This window comes from Croceifilum oryzae (assembly GCF_030814315.1).
GTDB lineage: Bacteria > Bacillota > Bacilli > Thermoactinomycetales > Thermoactinomycetaceae > Baia > Baia oryzae.
This window is the reverse complement of sequence record NZ_JAUSUV010000001.1, coordinates 318670-334422: the sequence shown is the minus strand read 5'-3', so window position 1 is coordinate 334422 and position 15753 is coordinate 318670. Positions and strand designations below refer to the sequence as shown.

Here is a 15753-nt window from a genome sequence, read left to right as displayed (position 1 = left end):
AATATACTCATACAGTCCGTTTTAAACCAAGTGCCAGAATCTCTTCATCATGGCGAATGAGAATGGTTCGAATGTACTTGAGTCGTTCCTGCGTATCAGTTCCTTCCTGCTCGATACGGGTCACTTTTTGGTCAAATAAGCCTGCCACTCGATCTAGCTTCACTTCAACGTTGTTCGTGCCTTGTTTTAAACTGTCTACTGTCTGATCAAAATGATCCATTCGCTGTTCTAGGCTGTCCACTTTACCTTCAAGATTATCCATCCTGTTTTCAAGACCGTCCATTCGTTGTTCTAAGCCATCCATCTTGTTTTCCAGCTTGTCCATTCGTTGCTCTAGACCGTCCATCCTGCTTTCAAGCTTGTCCATTCGTTGCTCCAGACCGTCCATCCTGTTTTCAATCCGGTCCAAGCGATCTTCTATATTCCCAACTCGCTTATCTAATCCATCTATCTTGGCATTCATGATTAATTGTTGATCGTAGATGGCTCTCACCATCATCGTAAGTTCTTTTAATTGCTCTTCCATGAACTCACCTCTTTTTCCATATACAGACAATATATCAGGTAAGTAGACATAAAGAAAGATATTATTCCTATTATTTTGTCATCAAATAAAAAAGCCCAGCATCTACTAATAGACACTGAGCCTTCTCTCTATAAATATTTCCTACACTTATAGAGCTTTTTTAGCCGCTTCGATAGCTGCTTCGTAGTTTGGATGATCCGTAGCTTCGGAAACATACTCCACATAAGTCACTTTATCATTACGATCAACAACAAATACCCCACGTGCTAATAGGCGAAGTTCCTTGATTAGCATGCCATAGGCAGTACCAAAGGAAGCATCACGATGATCAGACACTGTTTGCACTTGATCAATACCAGCCGCCGCACACCAGCGCTTCTGAGCAAATGGAAGATCCATGCTCACGGTTAATACAACAGCGTTATCCAATTTAGCCGCTGCTTCATTGAAACGACGAGTTTGTGCATCGCATACTCCTGTGTCTACAGAAGGAACCACGCTGATCAGACGAACTTGTCCAGCTGAACTAGCGAGAGTTACTGGAGATAAATCATTCGCAAGCACGGTGAAATCAGGTGCTTGCTCGCCCACTTTCACCTCAGGTCCTACTAGGGTCACAGGACCCCCTTTAAATGTAATTGCTCCATGACGTTCTTGTGCCATATGTATTCTCCTCCTTAACAGGGTTACATTACAAAACTAATCTTACCATATTCCCATCATCGTAGAAATCATAGGATTTCCACTTACTTTCATGAAACGTGCCCACATTCCTCTCGTTGGGGATGTTTAGAACCACACTCTTTACTACGTCCTTGCAAACAAATGAAAACCTTCTATCATCTCACTAAATATTTATATACAATATATTTAGTGAAATGAGGTGAACAAAATGAAAATAACGATTACAGCCAAACTGAAAATTCTCGTGCTAGAAGATCAACAACCATTGTTTATACAAACATTTCAGGCATACCAAAACGGTTGTAATTACGTATCAGACATTGTGCATGAAACTCACAATCTCACTCAAGCCAAATTACATAATCTGACTTATGAAGAACTCCGATCCACCTATGGATTACGCTCTCAAATGGCTCAATCGGTTATGAAAACCGTTATTGCTAGTTACAAGTCAGCAAAAGAGAATAGACATGATTGGTCTCTTGTCAGATATAAACGCCCTGTCTATGATCTCGTATGGAATCGAGATTACTCATTAGTAAATGGACGATTCTCCATCAACACCTTGGAAGGTCGTTTAAAAGTTCCGTTTGAAACAAAGGGAATGGAGCATTTTTTTGATGGTAGTTGGTCGTTTGGCACAGCTAAGCTAGTTTACAAAAAAGGAAAATTTTTTCTACATATCCCCATGACCAAAGAGGTTTCCGACTCTGACCTACAGAGCATTCGTAATGTAGTAGGAGTCGACTTCGGCTTAAATTTTTTAGCGACTACTTTCGATTCAAAAGACAAGACCCAATTCTTCAAAGGTCGTTCCATCAAGGATAAGCGTGGTCAATACAAACGGGTTCGTAAATCTCTCCAACAAAGGGGTACCAAATCTGCTCGTAGACGATTAAAAAAGATCGGTGATCGAGAAAACCGTTGGATGACGCATGTGAACCATGCGCTATCAAAGGCACTCGTAGGGCAAGCTGGTGAAAACAGCTTAATCGTCTTAGAGAACCTAGAAGGGGTTCGTGCAACTACAGAGAAAGTACGGAAACAAGATCGCTGGTATACGGTGAGTTGGGCATTCTATCAACTTCGCCAGATGATCGAGTATAAGGCGAAAATGAATCAGTCTACTATAATAGCAGTTGACCCAGCCTATACTTCTCAAACGTGTCCTAAGTGCGGACATACGGAGAAGGCAAATCGTAATAAGAAAAAGCACATATTTGAATGTCAAACCTGTCAATATACCTCTAATGATGATCGCATTGGAGCAATGAATCTGCACCGTAAGGGAATCGAGTACCTTGTGCAGGAACTTAGTCAGCATGCCTGATTGAGTGCGGGTAGTGTCAACATGCCCTGATGTAGGATCAAATTAAGGTCAGAGTCGTAAGACGTTCGCATGACCGGATACCTGCAAGCTCACATTTCAATGGTGAGTAGTTGACTTTCTGCTATTATTTCATCAAGAATGTTCGACAGGAGGTCTACAACATGAAAATACAAATATCCGACTTAGCCGCGGCAAAATTACTTTATATTCTATATCAAGAACATGCAGACCAACCACTAGCATTTCGTGTGATGGCGCACACATCAGGTTGTGGCACTGCGTCCTTCGCTATCGATTTAATAGAAGTATTACCTCACTTTGAGTCGATAAAAATCAAGGATGTCCCCTTTGCTTGGATTCCTTCCGAACGTGCTTGGATGGATGGGCTCATCATCGATTTAAACCGCGACAATGGCAAGTTTATTCTCGCTCATCCTAATCCACCGTCTCAATCCCAATGTCAACTCAGCTAACATTTGGCCATCGCTTAGGAGGAAGATCATGAATACTATCAAATGGATCCTTACACTCTCCCTCTTCTTTGGCCTACTTCTCTTTTGCATCATAGGCTATTTCTATCTAAAAGCGTCCCAATACGATGATACTCCTACTCCATCATCGCACGCAGATGCTGGAGTTGTGCTAGGAGCCGCATTATGGGATGGGAAGCCAAGCCCTGCCCTAGTCGAGCGTCTAGAGGTAGCAGTGAAACTATACCAAGATCAAAAAGTAGATTATGTTATTGTTTCGGGTGGTTTGGAAAAAGAAGGAGTAACGGAAGCCCTTGCCATGAAAGATTATCTAGTACAAAAAAAGATTCCTAAGGAACGGATCTTGTTAGAAGATCAGTCCTCAAACACCCGGCAAAATCTAGAAAACACAAAAAAGTTACTAGCAAGTACCCAGATCGATAACATTGTAATCATCACTCATGACTACCATATGACCCGAGCTTTGCAATACGCTAAACAAACCGGATTAAACGATTCGCTCGTCGCCCCTGTTCACTCCGAAGTTTTATTTTTGCCCTATCATAAAACAAGAGAAAGCTTAGCTTTAATCAAGCAATCACTTGGATTTTAACTGATGAACGAGTTCTCTTAAGACTTCATCCAATATGACGATCTCAATCGGTTCAAACGGAACGGATGAGTCTTGCTCGATTTTGTCTTTTGACACAGACACATCTTGCCGAGCTTGCTGGACATCAATTCCCATCCAATGATTCGGGTAGTAAGCCAATTTTTGCAACGCCAAATCAAACATTTTACGAGCGCCACCTATGTTTTCATTTCGATGATGAAAAAGCCCAACTGCAATTTGAAGTAGTCCCTGATAAAACGGTTCCCGCGCTTCTTCCATCCACAAATCCTCTAGTAATTCATGACACTCGAAGTAGTCTCTCGTCTCATGAAATTCATACAAAAAACGAACATAGAGATCAGGATATAAACAAGGCTCATGGTTCATCTGACAAGCTCCTCTACTCATGTTACAATGGTGGGAAATAGTTAAATTAGAAAGGAAGTATTCTCCCTATGGATCGACATATAGCATCTGAAGAAAACCTCATTTGGGTTGTAGATGAAATCAAATCCAGCTTAAAACTGGTAAATGCAGCCCTTATCTCTCCACAAGACTTTCGACTCTCTCATTTCCAAGACCTCCTTGAAATCTATCAATTGATTCAAAAGAAACAAGGTCAGCTTACGATGATGGAAATCGAAGGGATCTTAGAAGAGCTTCGGGATATGAAGAAAAATAATTAAATCAAAAAACGATGATGCTTCTTAAGAGCCTCATCGTTTTTTAATCTTATGTAGCTTGGCAACACTCAGGGAAGTGCATTTGTAGCGCATCAGGAAGTGGTACGCTTTTTCTTGTACCTAAGTCGATGGTAACAGAAACAACCTGTGCGTCTGCAACGAGTTCCCCTTCTTGGTTGTAAATTTCATGTTTCAGTACAAAGCTGGTCTTTCCCTTCCGAAGCGGTTCTGTGGATATCGAAAGATGTTGTCCTAGCTTTGCCTCTTTGCGATAATTGATGTTAATATTTACAGACACCGTTCCCACGTTCATCTCTATAAATACATCAAAAGGCAATCCCACTTTGTTGTACCAGTCTTCTCGACTCCACTCCATGTACTCCAGATATTTTGCATTATTTACATGGCCCATGACATCAATTTCAGTAGGACGCACTTCGATCTCAATGTGTGTTTTCACAGTCAAAAGCCCCTTCCTTAAAATGTATCCTGATTGGAAAAGAAGCTATACAATTCATAAACAAAAGATTCTATTCTCAAATTTATTCCACTTTATCATAACTGATCTAACCTAAATGAGCAATTTTTTTATATTAAGTGTTGACTAGATGATGTAACGATGGTAAGATTCTATATGTTGTTCCGAAATAGTACATACAAATATCGGGATGTGGCTCAGCTTGGTAGAGCACCTGGTTTGGGACCAGGGGGTCGCACGTTCGAATCGTGTCATCCCGACCAATCGAACCTTCTCTAATTTAGAGAGGGTTTTTTTATTTTTTTCTCCTATCTTCTTGACACGAACAAATATTCGGGTATGATTAATATATATAAGAACACTTGTTCTGGAGCGTGATAAAATGAATATACATAAAGACTCTGATCCTGTACAACATACTTTTCAACATCACCACACACCATCCATGTTTAGCTTAGAACACACCATCGAATTAATTGATCGAATTCAAAAAGCATATGAAAACTACAGTCCTATTCTCCTTGTTTACCGCACACCTTTTGGTCATCGACAGTTTTGCGGCTTTGTCGATCGCATCGAGCCCGACGAGCGTACCATCCATCTATTCAATGGCAGTATAAAGAGAAAGATCGACTTAACGACTATGGTTACGCTGGAGTTAGTGTAAGAGAAATCAAATCGAAACCTCCTCCATAGCGGGGAGGTTTTCACTTGTCTCACCATAGGTTTATGAAGCTGTGGTCAGATATGCCCGGATCCATAATGAATTAACCATCCTAACCCTCTATGCAAATACAATTTGGAGAATAATATATCAGAAAATACATAAATTTGTTATAATTATATTGTGGTTCTCTATTGAAAGGGGATCGATTATGGAAGAGCTTTGGCAAATGTATACAGACCAAACGATTCTCATCACAGTCATCTTCCCCACGCTTGCTGTCATATGGGGAATGTTAAGCCGCGTGTTATTTCATAAATGGTGGCTTGGTCCTGCATTCACAGGTATCTTTTTTGCTCTCCTGTATTTATTCAACTTCAGTGATGGCTTTGGGTTTTGGATATTCATCTATATGTTGATTACAACCGTGATCAATTTGTCCTTACACGGACTCTTAGTATTTGTAAACCGATATAGAGATTAATAAAAAGAGGTTGAATCTACAAAATAGATTCAACCTCTAACGCGTTGATAAAGCCCTACATCCGGAGCTCAAGATAATTCATTAGACTAAGGAACTTTCATTTTTAGAGCTCTCAAGTTGCTTTTCAAAGTAATCATTGCTACCTGTTACTACGAATCCACAATCCTGATACAACTCAAGTGCACGCTTATTTTCACAGGCTACATCCAGAAATTGAGTTATCCCCCAATTCCCATGCTCTAATTTCTTGCCTACAGAAAAAGAGGATGAACCTATTTTCATAGATCCACCCTCTTTGTCCTAGCCAAATATATAACCTTATTATTTTTTATTCACCATATGGATTGCATGCCCAAGGATCCCCTCAGCCGCCTCCATGAAGGTTTCTGGAAGCGTTGGATGTGCATGGATGGTAAGTGCGATATCCTCTGCATTAGCTCCCATTTCAATCGCAAATACAGCCTCGGAAATCAAGGAAGATGCTTCTGGTCCGACGATTTGAACACCAAGCAGTTGCTTTGTTTCTTTCTCAGCCACCACTTGGACAAATCCATCCGCATTTTCCATCGAAAGCGCACGACCGTTAGCTGCAAAGGCAAAACGACTTGTTACGACTTCGTATCCTTCTGCTTTTGCTTGTTCTTCAGTGAGACCTGTGTAAGCAATCTCTGGATCACTAAAGATAACAAATGGCATTGCTTGATAATCGATTACACTGTTCATCCCTGCTAGAACTTCAGCGGCAATCTTACCTTCATAGCTTGCTTTATGAGCGAGAAGTGCTCCACCTGCGCAGTCTCCGATTGCATATACGCCAGACACGTTTGTCTTACATTGTTTATCGATTTTAATAAAGCCACGCTCATCTAATTCAACGCCGACATTATCCAAACCGATTTCTTCGGTGTTTGGCTTTCTACCCACTGATACCAAGGCGTAATCTGCCACAAACGATTTCTCTTCGCCTTTAACAGTAGCACGAACGGTTACTTCCTCTCCGTTCACTTCGCCACCTTGTACCATAGCTTCCGTAACGATCGTTACACCTAGCTTTTTCAGCTTACGGGTAACCATTTTCGTAAGAGTTGCCTCTGTACCAGGAAGCAGGGATTTCGTACCTTCGAGAATCGTTACCTCTGCACCTAGTTTTGCATAGGCAGTTCCTAGTTCTAGTCCAATATAGCCTCCACCGACTACAATGAACCGCTTCGGTACTTCTTGCAGATTTAACGCCTCTGTACTAGACAAGATACGTTTGCCATCAAAAGGAAGAATTTTCAACTCAGCTGGACGTGAGCCTGTTGCGATGATGACATCGTTGTATTTAAAGGATTGACTTGAATCATCTGTCATGACACGTAGTGAGTTAGGACCTGTAAAATAGACTTCACCTTTGGCTACTTCGATTTTATTTCCTTTGAGAAGCTGACTCACGCCGCCAGTCAGCTTTTTCACTACTCCGTTTTTCCATTCAATCAGCTTCGGCATGTTTACTGTTATATCGCCTGAAACTTCAATCCCAACATGGCTTGCTTCACGAATGTGCATCAAACGCTCGGATGCGCTAATGATCGCTTTAGAAGGAATACATCCGCGATTGAGGCATACGCCCCCTACTTCGTCTTTGTCCACGATAACAACACTTTTGCCGAGTTGTGCGGCACGAATGGCAGCTACATAACCACCAGGGCCAGCACCAACTACGACAACATCAACTTCTTGTGCTAGATCTCCTACTACCATGTGATCACATCTCCATCATTAAAAGTTTTGGACTGCTAAGCAACTTCTTCAGTTTGCTGATGAAACGAGCTGCTAGATCTCCGTCGATGAGGCGATGGTCAAAGCTAACAGAGACATGCATCATCGAACGAATCACAATCTCTCCATCTACAACTACTGGCTTCTGCTCAATAGAACCTACACCCAAGATGGCTACTTCAGGATGATTGATGATTGGCGTAAAGTTTTGTCCCCCTAGATTACCTAAGCTAGAAATGCTAAATGTGGAACCTTTTAGCTCATCCGCCGCCAATTTCATCTCACGAGCACGACCTGCTTTATCCGTTACTTCTTGTGCGAGTTGGAAGATCGACTTACGATCGGCATCGCGAAGAACCGGAACCATCAAGCCATTATCTGTAGCTGCCGCCATTCCAATGTGATAGTACTTTTTCACAACGATTTCTTCTGCCGCATCGTCGATCGAAGCGTTCAACATTGGGAATTCTTTCAATGCAGATACAACAGCTTTCATAATAAATGGTAAATAGGTAAGTTTTACATTTGCCTTCGCTGCTTCATCTTTTGCCCATTTACGAAGCTCGATCAATTCCGTTACATCGATTTCGTCCATAATGGTAACGTGTGGTGCTGTATGCTTTGATTCTACCATTCTCTTAGCAATCGTACGACGAATACCACGTAATGGCATACGTTCTTCCATACCATGGCTCTCCAATGGTGCTTTAGGTGCTGTGGTAGCCGGAGTAGATGGTGTTACTGGTGTAGTAGCTTCTACGGATTCTATAGCTGGCGCTGCTGGTGTTGCTTCTGTTGGCAATACAATTTCTTCGGTTGTCGTGCCAGTAGTAAATGCTTTTACATCCTCAGCTAATACGCGACCATTTTTACCCGTACCTTTAACACGGGTTAAATCTACACCCATATCTCTAGCCATCTTACGTACAGAAGGCATTGCTTTTACATTTATATGAGAAACAGCTTCCTCTTGAGCTTCTACAGGAGTAGATGGTTGTACTACCGGTGCATCTTCTGCCACTTCTTCTGCTGGCTTCTCTTCTGCTTGAGGTGCTTCTTCTGCTCCCTCTGATGCTGGAACTTCGCCTTCCGCATCGATTACTGCAATAACAGAATGAACGATCGCAATTTGACCTTCTTCTACTTTTAACTCTTTCACAACACCTGTTACAGGAGAAGGGATTTCAACAACCGCTTTATCCGTTTGGATCTCTGCAAACGGCTCGAACTCCTCGATTTTATCACCAGGTTTTACAAATAATTTAACGATTTCCCCCTCGTGAATTCCTTCCCCTACGTCTGGCAACTGAAATTGATATAATGCCATGGACTTGTTTCCTCCTTAACGATTCCTACGAAAATGAACCATCCAGCAAGTGTTTCACTCACAGGATGGGTTCCATCAGTCTAATTAGAAATTGCAAACTTCTTCGATTGCATTCACAATGCGTTTAGTATTCGGGATCCACTCATCTTCAATCAGTGGATGACCTAGTGGAGTATCAAAGCCAGTCACTCGCTTCACTGGTGCATCAAGTGAAAGGAGCGCATTTTCATTAATCACCGAAATTAATTCAGGAGCCACACCAGCTGTACGTTGTGCTTCTTGCACCACAATCGCACGATGTGTTTTCTCAACAGAAGAAACGATCGTTTCCACATCAAGAGGGCTAAGTGTACGTAGATCAACTACTTCTACTTTTTTATTTAGGTCTTTTTCAGCTATTTCAGCCGCTTTCATAGACGTATGAACCATCGCACCGTATGTGAAAATCGTTACGTCAGTACCTTCACGTACGACATTTGCCTTGCCAATTGGCACCGTGTATTCATCTTCTGGCACTTCGCCTTTTAGAGAGAAATATAGTTTCAAGTGCTCAAGGAAAAATACAGGATCATTATCTTTGATCGAGGATAGTAGTAATCCTTTTGCATCGTATGGGTTTGAAGGGCATACCACTTTGATACCAGGTGTCTGGATCAAGAGACCTTCTAAGCTATCACTATGAAGCTCAGGAGATTTCACACCACCGCCAAATGGGGCGCGGAAGGTGATCGGACTGCTATACTGTCCACCAGAACGGAAACGCATACGAGGTGCTTGAACCATAATGGAATCAAGTGCTTCAAAGATAAAGCCGATAAATTGCATTTCTGCAATCGGACGAAAGCCTTGCAAGCCCAATCCTACTGCCAAACCGCCAATTCCAGACTCAGCAAGAGGAGTATCCATTACACGATCTACTCCAAATTTCGCTTGGAGTCCGTCTGTCGCACGGAATACACCACCGTTTTTCCCTACGTCTTCCCCAAAGATCATCACGTTTGGATCATTTTGTAGCGCGATTCGCATTGCATCGTTGATCGCTTTTACCATCGTCATTGTTGCCATGGATTATTTCCCCTCCTTCGCCAAGTACTCTTGTTTCTGTTGTTCTAGGTGAGCTGGCGTTGTTTCGTATACCGTATCAATCAAGTTTGGAATCGACATCTTCTCGTATTGATCTGCTTTCTTAATTGCCTCTGCTACTGCTGCTTTCGTTTCTTCGATTACTTTATTTTCGTCTTCTTCAGTCCAAAGGTTTTTGCTTTCTAGATACTTACGGAAGCGAATGAGTGGTTCATTTTCTTCATAAGCAGGCGATTCATCTTTGATCCGATAACGAGTTGGATCATCCCCTGACATGGAGTGAGGTCCAAGACGGTAACAAAGAGTCTCGATCAAAGTAGGCTCGCCATTTAGAGCACGTTCTCTCGCATCTTTCACTGCTGCATAGACTGCAAGAACGTCCATTCCATCCACTTGAACGCTACGAATACCAGCTGCTAAGCCTTTTTGGGCAATCGTTTTTGCAACGGTTTGTTTGGATACAGGAGTGGAGATCGCATAACGGTTATTTTGAACAATAAATACCGCTGGAAGCTTGAATACACCAGCAAAGTTCATTGCTTCATAGAAGTCCCCTTGCGAACTTCCGCCATCACCGGTATACGTGATTGCAATACGCTTCTCGCCGCGACGCTTAAATGCCATTGCAACACCCGAAGTTTGGACATACTGTGCACCAATGATAATTTGTGGCATTAAAACGTTTACATCTTCCGGAATCTGTCCACCATGTTGGTGACCGCGTGACCAAAGGAACCCTTGATACATCGGATAACCATGGAAATGAAGCTGTGGAATATCACGGTATCCAGGAAGGATAAAGTCTTCTTTTTCCAATGCAAACTGACTTCCGATCATGGAAGCTTCTTGACCAGATACTGGAGCATAGAAACCTAAACGCCCTTGACGTGCCAAGCCAACTGCACGTTGGTCCCACACACGTGTATATACCATACGGCGCATTAGTTCGCGTAGTTGATCATCGCTTAATTCAGGAAGATTCGCTTCGTTTACCTTTCCATCTGGAGAGAGCACTTGAAACGCTTGCATTTCTTGAATTTGCAATTCAGCTCCTGCAAGACCGCCTCCACTTTTCGTGGTTTTTGCCATTTGTATCACCTCATAGTTTCTTTGTAGCACTGTTATAGTAAAATGGTTATTCTGTAGTATAACAGCTGTTAAATTACCTATAATGAGTCGGTATTCAGTACACTTTTTTATGTACTACAATTATTTATAAACCAATAATACACCAAGTAATGGGATTGTCAATGAATCCACTTGTGGTTATCTTTTGCAGGAAGTAGGTTTCTCATAAGCTGTGTAGGATAGAAATAGGATTTATATGTTGGGGAGAGACGTGTAGAAACCATATATTGGATCCTATATAGACCAGGACATGTATCTGACCACAGCTCAATAAGCCTTATCAGTGGATAATCTTTCCTTGCAAACAGTTTTTATACGATTTTTGTATAGCAATCCTGCTTCACTAGAGCTATTCAACATCACTACAGAGATCATGTATAATAAACTCGAAGAAAAGAGGTAGAGAAATCATGACTCAATCAATAAAACATAATCAGCTTACTCCTATGATGTGGGGAGAAAAGCGTTATCATACTTGGAACTCTCATTTAAGACAAGTACATGGACAGAAGATTTTTAAGGTCGCTTTGGATGGTGGATTCACCTGTCCGAATCGGGATGGAGAGATCACTACAGGGGGCTGTACTTTTTGTAGCGCACGTGGATCAGGGGATTTTGCTGGAAACCGCAGGGATGATCTCGTAAAACAATTTCAAGATGTAAAGAAAAAGATGCATGATAAATGGCCTGATGCGAAGTATATCGGTTACTTTCAGGCATTTAGCAATACGTATGCACCAGTGGAAGAACTGCGTGAGATGTATGAGACTGTGCTCGAACAAGAGGGAGTAGTTGGACTCTCTATCGCTACCCGTCCGGACTGTCTGCCAGATGACGTTGTCGAATATCTTGCAGAGTTAAATCAACGCACCTACTTTTGGGTGGAGCTAGGACTGCAAACGATGCACGAAGAAACGGCGGACCTAATCAATCGCGCTCATGACTTCCAATGCTTCCTCGATGGTGTAGAAAAACTGCGTAAACACGGTATTCGGACCTGTGTGCACATCATTCATGGACTGCCCGGCGAAACACGTGAAATGATGCTACAGACGGTTGAAGCTTGTGCAAAGATGGATGTCCAAGGGATCAAGATTCATTTATTACACCTTCTACGGAATACTCCTATGATGAAGCAATACGAACAAGGGTTAATCGAGTTTATGTCTAAGGAAGATTACGTACAACTCGTCGTGGATTCGCTCGAACTCCTTCCGCCTGATGTCTCTATACATCGTATTACAGGTGATGGACCGCCGGATCAATTGATCGGACCTATGTGGAGCATGAAGAAATGGGAGGTACTAAACGAGATCGATGCTGAACTAGCACGTAGGAATACGTGGCAAGGAAAGTACGCTAAGCCTCGTTTAGCCGAATCATGATCAAAACCTTATCTACCTTACAAAGTGCCAAGTACTATGTCAAACAAGCCATTCAAGAACAGAATCACCCTATCGTCGTAGATGCTACTTTAGGAAATGGTTATGACACACTCTTCCTTGCTCAAGAAGTTGGCACGCAAGGCAAGGTCTTTGGTTTTGATATCCAGTCCCTCGCCATCGAAACCACATCGCAACGTCTCCAGCAAGAAGGGCTTCTCGAACGAGTAGTCCTCTTTCATGCGGGTCACGAACACTGGGAAGCCTTTATTCCACATGAATACAAAAGCAAAATAAACGCGGTCATGTTTAACCTAGGCTACCTGCCTCACAGCGACGAAACCATCATCACCCGTCCGGAAACAACGATTCAAGCCATGGGGCATGCTTGTCAGTGGCTCGCTCCTAGAGGCATTATCACTATCGCCCTCTATGTCGGTCATGAGGAAGGACAAGCCGAAGTGGACCACGTAACCAGCTTTGCTTCCCAATTACCAGCTAAGCAGTTTCAAGTTACATGGACACAGATGTTAAATCGAACCAGTGCCCCGTCTTTGATTGTGATTGAAAAGATTAAATGAATAATAGTAAACATACGAAACTTTTTCAAAGACGCACTCCTTTTAACAGCATTGAACCTATTTAGGATGATTTCCAAATAATTAGAGTAGAACAGGGGTAGGTATCTGCCATAGTGATGTTAGTGAACCTACCTAGCGTAGTGATTCGAAGCTAAGGTGTTTTGTAGCAATGTCTGAGCGTTCTTTGTGAGTTTTGCCACTTGCCCGAAGTGAAGAAGGACGAATCGGACTTGCGTTTCACATCTTCGCAGGTTCACTATTTGAGCTGTGGACAGATACATGCCCTATCTATACTCCAATATCTAACTTGTACCCGGTTCGGAGAATAAATAAAGAATATAAATATCTTTCTTAATTTTCTATATAAATATATAATAGTGTTAGTAAGTGAATGAAAACAAAACAGTGAAGGATAGGTGGCCACCATATGGGAACCAAGTTAATCTCTTATATTATGTTAGATGGAAATGCGAGAGAAGCGATTGATTTCTATCAAAAAGCCCTAGATGCCGAGCTATACGGAATCCAAACCTTTGGTGAAATGCCGGAAAGCCCAGAGTTTACTATGCCCGAAGCGGCAAAAGAGCTTGTCTCTCATGCCATGATTAAGGTCGGCGATTCAGAGTTAATGTTCTCTGACGCATTTCCAGGTCACTCCCCTGAACGCGGAAACCAAGTTCAGATCTGTATCTCTTCTGCAGACGTTGCCCAATCGCAGAAATTTTTTGATGCCTTACAGGAAGGCGGAACTGTCATCATGCCGCTAGCAGAAACTTTTTTCAGCCCTGCCTACGGAATGGTTACAGATAAATTCGGAGTCACCTTCCAACTATATACAGAAGGAAAAGAAGAGTGCTAGAGCCATCCAATCGTGCTTACTAGATCTCTCTTAAAACACTCAAGTCATCACTTGAGCAAACATACATGTCTACTTACTTCTCATACCACTAAGCAAGTTGATGAATGATAGAATTGGAATAGAGGAAAATGAGAGTCTATTCGATACTTGCGATGTTAACGATCTTACTTAGCATAGCAATCCGTAGTGTGGGGCGCTTTTGGTGAAACATGTCCCCGCGCTCTTTGCGAGTTTGGCACCTGCCCTAGCAAAGGATTGCGGAGCGGACAGTTCTACATCTCTGCAGGATCGATATTTGAGCAAGTATCAAATAGATTCTCCAGTCCTCGATTACCAATTAAATAGCTTGTCAACAGCCTTCACCAACCTTCAATCCCCACTCTCTCCCTTCCCCTCATCCATCTTCTTCACTACTTTTGTTACCATCTTCCTCGGCATAAACTGCACCGAACGAGCTAACAAACGATTCTTCATCCCTGGAATAATCAACGGCTTATCCTGCTCATCCAGAAAGCGACGGAAAGCAAATTCAGCAATATTTTGCGCACTCATTGGCACTTCGCTCAGCCAAGTCGGAACTTCTTCTCGTGCGCTCCACTTGACTTGAGATAGCTCAGGACCCGCACATAATGTATTTACTCTCACTCCGTAATCTTTCATCTCATTATCAAGCGCTTGGCCAAAAGCAAGGATAAATGCATTAGTGGCATGAAACACAGCTAATTTCGGGCGTGGTTGGAAAGCAGCTGTCGATGCAACTTGTAAAATACGCCCTTTTCGTCTCTCTGCCATTTGTTTGATGAATAACTTCGTTATGGCGGTAAAGGTAGCGATATGTACTTGAATCATTTCCAGCTCTTGGGCGAGCTCTGTCTCTAAAAAAGACCCTGACAACTGAAAATCAGCATAATTAATCATGAAGTGAATGGGAATTTGCCGCTCCATCGTCCATTCATAAATGTGCTCTGCCGCATCCGGATTGGATAAGTTTTGTGAAAAGGTTTCAATATGCACTTTATATTTCTTCATCCATTCCGATGAAGTCTTCTTTAAGTCAGATGAGTCTGCATCCACTAAAATAAGGTCGTAGCCGTTCATAGCAAATAGTCGTCCAAGCTCGTATCCAATTCCTGATGTCGCATAGGTAATTAACACGGTTTCTCCCTTTTTTTCCCTCAACTTCTTACACCTCATCCATCTCTCATTCTTCTCTTACATATATTATACGCATTCCAAACAAAAACATCTCCCAGGAAACTAGGAGATGTTTTTGGCGTTATCCCAACAATCGCGAGATAACTATCTGTTTTTCTTTTGCTTTGCAGTAAGTGCTGAAAGACGCTCTTCACTGCTCTTCATCCACTTTTTCATCATGTCTTCAAAGTTCTCAGGGCTTTTCGCGCGACCACCACCACGGCGATCTCCTCCCCCACGACGTTCGCGAGGAGGGCGTTGCTCTTCTTGAAGGGCTTTGATGGAAAGAGAGATCTTACCTGCGGGATCAATGGAAAGGACTTTCACTTTCACAGTTGCTCCCACTTGAAGTTCATCTTCAACTTTCTCAACATATTTGCTGGAAACTTGAGAGATATGAACAAGTCCGGTTTCCCCAGATTCTAGTTTAATGAAGGCTCCAAAGGGTTTTGTCGAAATAACTTCTCCAGATACGATGGCCCCTTCTTTTAATTCACTCATTGTAA

20 protein-coding genes and 1 tRNA gene are annotated in these 15753 nt (G+C 42.3%); 10 read left to right on the top strand and 11 right to left on the bottom strand.

Features of this window, described 5'->3' with window-relative positions:
- Positions 1–7 precede the first annotated feature (7 nt).
- Together J2Z48_RS01635 and tpx are read right to left on the bottom strand one after the other, a co-directional pair.
- Complete coding sequence (locus tag J2Z48_RS01635) at positions 8–526, bottom strand: hypothetical protein (protein WP_307250348.1); 519 nt, start codon at positions 524–526, stop codon at positions 8–10.
- A gap of 147 nt (positions 527–673) precedes the next feature.
- Positions 674–1189 (bottom strand): thiol peroxidase, encoded by a 516-nt coding sequence (gene tpx / locus J2Z48_RS01630; protein ID WP_307250346.1) that lies wholly within the window; start codon positions 1187–1189, stop codon positions 674–676.
- Between the two features lie 229 nt (positions 1190–1418).
- Between tpx and J2Z48_RS01625 the strand changes: the two genes are divergently transcribed.
- The 3 genes from J2Z48_RS01625 to J2Z48_RS01615 all read left to right on the top strand — a co-directional run bounded on the left by J2Z48_RS01625 (position 1419) and on the right by J2Z48_RS01615 (position 3623).
- Positions 1419–2540: an RNA-guided endonuclease InsQ/TnpB family protein gene (locus J2Z48_RS01625; RefSeq protein WP_307250345.1), complete on the top strand. Its 1122-nt coding sequence runs from the start codon at positions 1419–1421 to the stop codon at positions 2538–2540.
- 161 nt (positions 2541–2701) lie between these two features.
- Positions 2702–3013 carry an iron-sulfur cluster biosynthesis family protein gene (locus J2Z48_RS01620; protein WP_307250343.1) on the top strand — a complete coding sequence of 104 codons (312 nt, stop codon included), beginning with the start codon at positions 2702–2704 and terminating at the stop codon, positions 3011–3013.
- A gap of 28 nt (positions 3014–3041) precedes the next feature.
- Complete coding sequence (locus J2Z48_RS01615) at positions 3042–3623, top strand: YdcF family protein (protein WP_307250341.1); 582 nt, start codon at positions 3042–3044, stop codon at positions 3621–3623.
- Here J2Z48_RS01615 and J2Z48_RS01610 read toward each other — a convergent pair.
- Positions 3609–4010, bottom strand: a complete 402-nt coding sequence (locus J2Z48_RS01610) for a DUF309 domain-containing protein (RefSeq protein ID WP_307250339.1) — start codon at positions 4008–4010, stop codon at positions 3609–3611. The two genes, J2Z48_RS01615 and J2Z48_RS01610, sit on opposite strands and share 15 nt — an antisense overlap.
- A 68-nt stretch (positions 4011–4078) precedes the next feature.
- Here J2Z48_RS01610 and J2Z48_RS01605 point away from each other — a divergent pair, with 68 nt between their 5' ends.
- Entirely contained in the window at positions 4079–4309 is a 231-nt protein-coding gene (locus tag J2Z48_RS01605) for a DUF1128 family protein (RefSeq protein ID WP_307250336.1), read from the top strand.
- A gap of 46 nt (positions 4310–4355) precedes the next feature.
- Here J2Z48_RS01605 and J2Z48_RS01600 read toward each other — a convergent pair whose 3' ends face one another.
- The gene (locus J2Z48_RS01600; protein WP_307250335.1) at positions 4356–4766 is read right to left on the bottom strand and encodes an acyl-CoA thioesterase; all 411 of its coding nucleotides are present in this window, start codon (positions 4764–4766) and stop codon (positions 4356–4358) included.
- Positions 4767–4970: 204 nt separating this feature from the next.
- Between J2Z48_RS01600 and J2Z48_RS01595 the strand changes: the two genes are divergently transcribed.
- The 3 genes from J2Z48_RS01595 (at position 4971) to J2Z48_RS01585 (ending at position 5932) form a co-directional block, all read left to right on the top strand.
- Positions 4971–5047: transfer RNA gene (locus tag J2Z48_RS01595), tRNA-Pro, on the top strand.
- Positions 5048–5166: 119 nt separating this feature from the next.
- Positions 5167–5451: a YolD-like family protein gene (locus tag J2Z48_RS01590; protein WP_307250333.1), complete on the top strand. Its 285-nt coding sequence runs from the start codon at positions 5167–5169 to the stop codon at positions 5449–5451.
- A gap of 208 nt (positions 5452–5659) precedes the next feature.
- Positions 5660–5932 carry a DUF2651 family protein gene (locus J2Z48_RS01585; RefSeq protein WP_307250331.1) on the top strand — a complete coding sequence of 91 codons (273 nt, stop codon included), beginning with the start codon at positions 5660–5662 and terminating at the stop codon, positions 5930–5932.
- A gap of 81 nt (positions 5933–6013) precedes the next feature.
- Here J2Z48_RS01585 and J2Z48_RS01580 read toward each other — a convergent pair whose 3' ends face one another.
- The 5 genes from J2Z48_RS01580 to pdhA all read right to left on the bottom strand — a co-directional run bounded on the left by J2Z48_RS01580 (position 6014) and on the right by pdhA (position 11192).
- Positions 6014–6214 carry an N-acetyltransferase gene (locus J2Z48_RS01580; RefSeq protein ID WP_307250329.1) on the bottom strand — a complete coding sequence of 67 codons (201 nt, stop codon included), beginning with the start codon at positions 6212–6214 and terminating at the stop codon, positions 6014–6016.
- Positions 6215–6253: 39 nt separating this feature from the next.
- Positions 6254–7675 (bottom strand): dihydrolipoyl dehydrogenase, encoded by a 1422-nt coding sequence (lpdA, locus tag J2Z48_RS01575; RefSeq protein ID WP_307250327.1) that lies wholly within the window; start codon positions 7673–7675, stop codon positions 6254–6256.
- 4 nt (positions 7676–7679) lie between these two features.
- Positions 7680–9020 carry a dihydrolipoamide acetyltransferase family protein gene (locus tag J2Z48_RS01570; protein WP_307250324.1) on the bottom strand — a complete coding sequence of 447 codons (1341 nt, stop codon included), beginning with the start codon at positions 9018–9020 and terminating at the stop codon, positions 7680–7682.
- A gap of 84 nt (positions 9021–9104) precedes the next feature.
- A complete protein-coding gene (locus J2Z48_RS01565) occupies positions 9105–10085 on the bottom strand; it encodes an alpha-ketoacid dehydrogenase subunit beta (RefSeq protein WP_307250323.1) in 981 nt (326 codons plus the stop codon).
- A gap of 3 nt (positions 10086–10088) precedes the next feature.
- Complete coding sequence (gene pdhA / locus J2Z48_RS01560; protein ID WP_307250321.1) at positions 10089–11192, bottom strand: pyruvate dehydrogenase (acetyl-transferring) E1 component subunit alpha; 1104 nt, start codon at positions 11190–11192, stop codon at positions 10089–10091.
- Between the two features lie 449 nt (positions 11193–11641).
- Here pdhA and mnmL point away from each other — a divergent pair, with 449 nt between their 5' ends.
- The 3 genes from mnmL to J2Z48_RS01545 all read left to right on the top strand — a co-directional run bounded on the left by mnmL (position 11642) and on the right by J2Z48_RS01545 (position 14053).
- Positions 11642–12616 carry a tRNA modification radical SAM protein MnmL/YtqA gene (mnmL, locus tag J2Z48_RS01555; RefSeq protein ID WP_307250319.1) on the top strand — a complete coding sequence of 325 codons (975 nt, stop codon included), beginning with the start codon at positions 11642–11644 and terminating at the stop codon, positions 12614–12616.
- On the top strand, positions 12613–13194 hold the full coding sequence (gene mnmM / locus J2Z48_RS01550; protein WP_307250317.1) for a tRNA 5-(aminomethyl)-2-thiouridylate-methyltransferase MnmM: 582 nt from the start codon (positions 12613–12615) through the stop codon (positions 13192–13194). Before mnmL ends, mnmM begins: the two co-directional genes overlap by 4 nt.
- 427 nt (positions 13195–13621) lie before the next feature.
- A complete protein-coding gene (locus J2Z48_RS01545; RefSeq protein ID WP_307250315.1) occupies positions 13622–14053 on the top strand; it encodes a VOC family protein in 432 nt (143 codons plus the stop codon).
- Positions 14054–14422: 369 nt separating this feature from the next.
- Here the strand turns inward: J2Z48_RS01545 and J2Z48_RS01540 are convergent, their stop codons facing one another.
- Positions 14423–15232, bottom strand: a complete 810-nt coding sequence (locus J2Z48_RS01540) for an SDR family NAD(P)-dependent oxidoreductase (protein WP_307250313.1) — start codon at positions 15230–15232, stop codon at positions 14423–14425.
- A gap of 120 nt (positions 15233–15352) precedes the next feature.
- Entirely contained in the window at positions 15353–15748 is a 396-nt protein-coding gene (locus J2Z48_RS01535; RefSeq protein WP_072330995.1) for a S1 RNA-binding domain-containing protein, read from the bottom strand.
- Between the last annotated feature and the right edge of the window lie 5 nt (positions 15749–15753).

Coding starts and splice junctions, on each gene's coding strand:
- J2Z48_RS01570 (WP_307250324.1), bottom strand. CDS start 9,020: ATGGCATTATATCAATTTCAGTTGCCAGACGTAGGGGAAGGAATTCAC.
- J2Z48_RS01625 (WP_307250345.1), top strand. CDS start 1,419: ATGAAAATAACGATTACAGCCAAACTGAAAATTCTCGTGCTAGAAGAT.
- mnmL (WP_307250319.1), top strand. CDS start 11,642: ATGACTCAATCAATAAAACATAATCAGCTTACTCCTATGATGTGGGGA.
- lpdA (WP_307250327.1), bottom strand. CDS start 7,675: ATGGTAGTAGGAGATCTAGCACAAGAAGTTGATGTTGTCGTAGTTGGT.
- J2Z48_RS01615 (WP_307250341.1), top strand. CDS start 3,042: ATGAATACTATCAAATGGATCCTTACACTCTCCCTCTTCTTTGGCCTA.
- tpx (WP_307250346.1), bottom strand. CDS start 1,189: ATGGCACAAGAACGTCATGGAGCAATTACATTTAAAGGGGGTCCTGTG.
- J2Z48_RS01585 (WP_307250331.1), top strand. CDS start 5,660: ATGGAAGAGCTTTGGCAAATGTATACAGACCAAACGATTCTCATCACA.
- J2Z48_RS01590 (WP_307250333.1), top strand. CDS start 5,167: ATGAATATACATAAAGACTCTGATCCTGTACAACATACTTTTCAACAT.
- mnmM (WP_307250317.1), top strand. CDS start 12,613: ATGATCAAAACCTTATCTACCTTACAAAGTGCCAAGTACTATGTCAAA.
- J2Z48_RS01580 (WP_307250329.1), bottom strand. CDS start 6,214: ATGAAAATAGGTTCATCCTCTTTTTCTGTAGGCAAGAAATTAGAGCAT.
- J2Z48_RS01565 (WP_307250323.1), bottom strand. CDS start 10,085: ATGGCAACAATGACGATGGTAAAAGCGATCAACGATGCAATGCGAATC.
- J2Z48_RS01635 (WP_307250348.1), bottom strand. CDS start 526: ATGGAAGAGCAATTAAAAGAACTTACGATGATGGTGAGAGCCATCTAC.
- J2Z48_RS01605 (WP_307250336.1), top strand. CDS start 4,079: ATGGATCGACATATAGCATCTGAAGAAAACCTCATTTGGGTTGTAGAT.
- pdhA (WP_307250321.1), bottom strand. CDS start 11,192: ATGGCAAAAACCACGAAAAGTGGAGGCGGTCTTGCAGGAGCTGAATTG.
- J2Z48_RS01545 (WP_307250315.1), top strand. CDS start 13,622: ATGGGAACCAAGTTAATCTCTTATATTATGTTAGATGGAAATGCGAGA.
- J2Z48_RS01535 (WP_072330995.1), bottom strand. CDS start 15,748: ATGAGTGAATTAAAAGAAGGGGCCATCGTATCTGGAGAAGTTATTTCG.
- J2Z48_RS01620 (WP_307250343.1), top strand. CDS start 2,702: ATGAAAATACAAATATCCGACTTAGCCGCGGCAAAATTACTTTATATT.
- J2Z48_RS01610 (WP_307250339.1), bottom strand. CDS start 4,010: ATGAACCATGAGCCTTGTTTATATCCTGATCTCTATGTTCGTTTTTTG.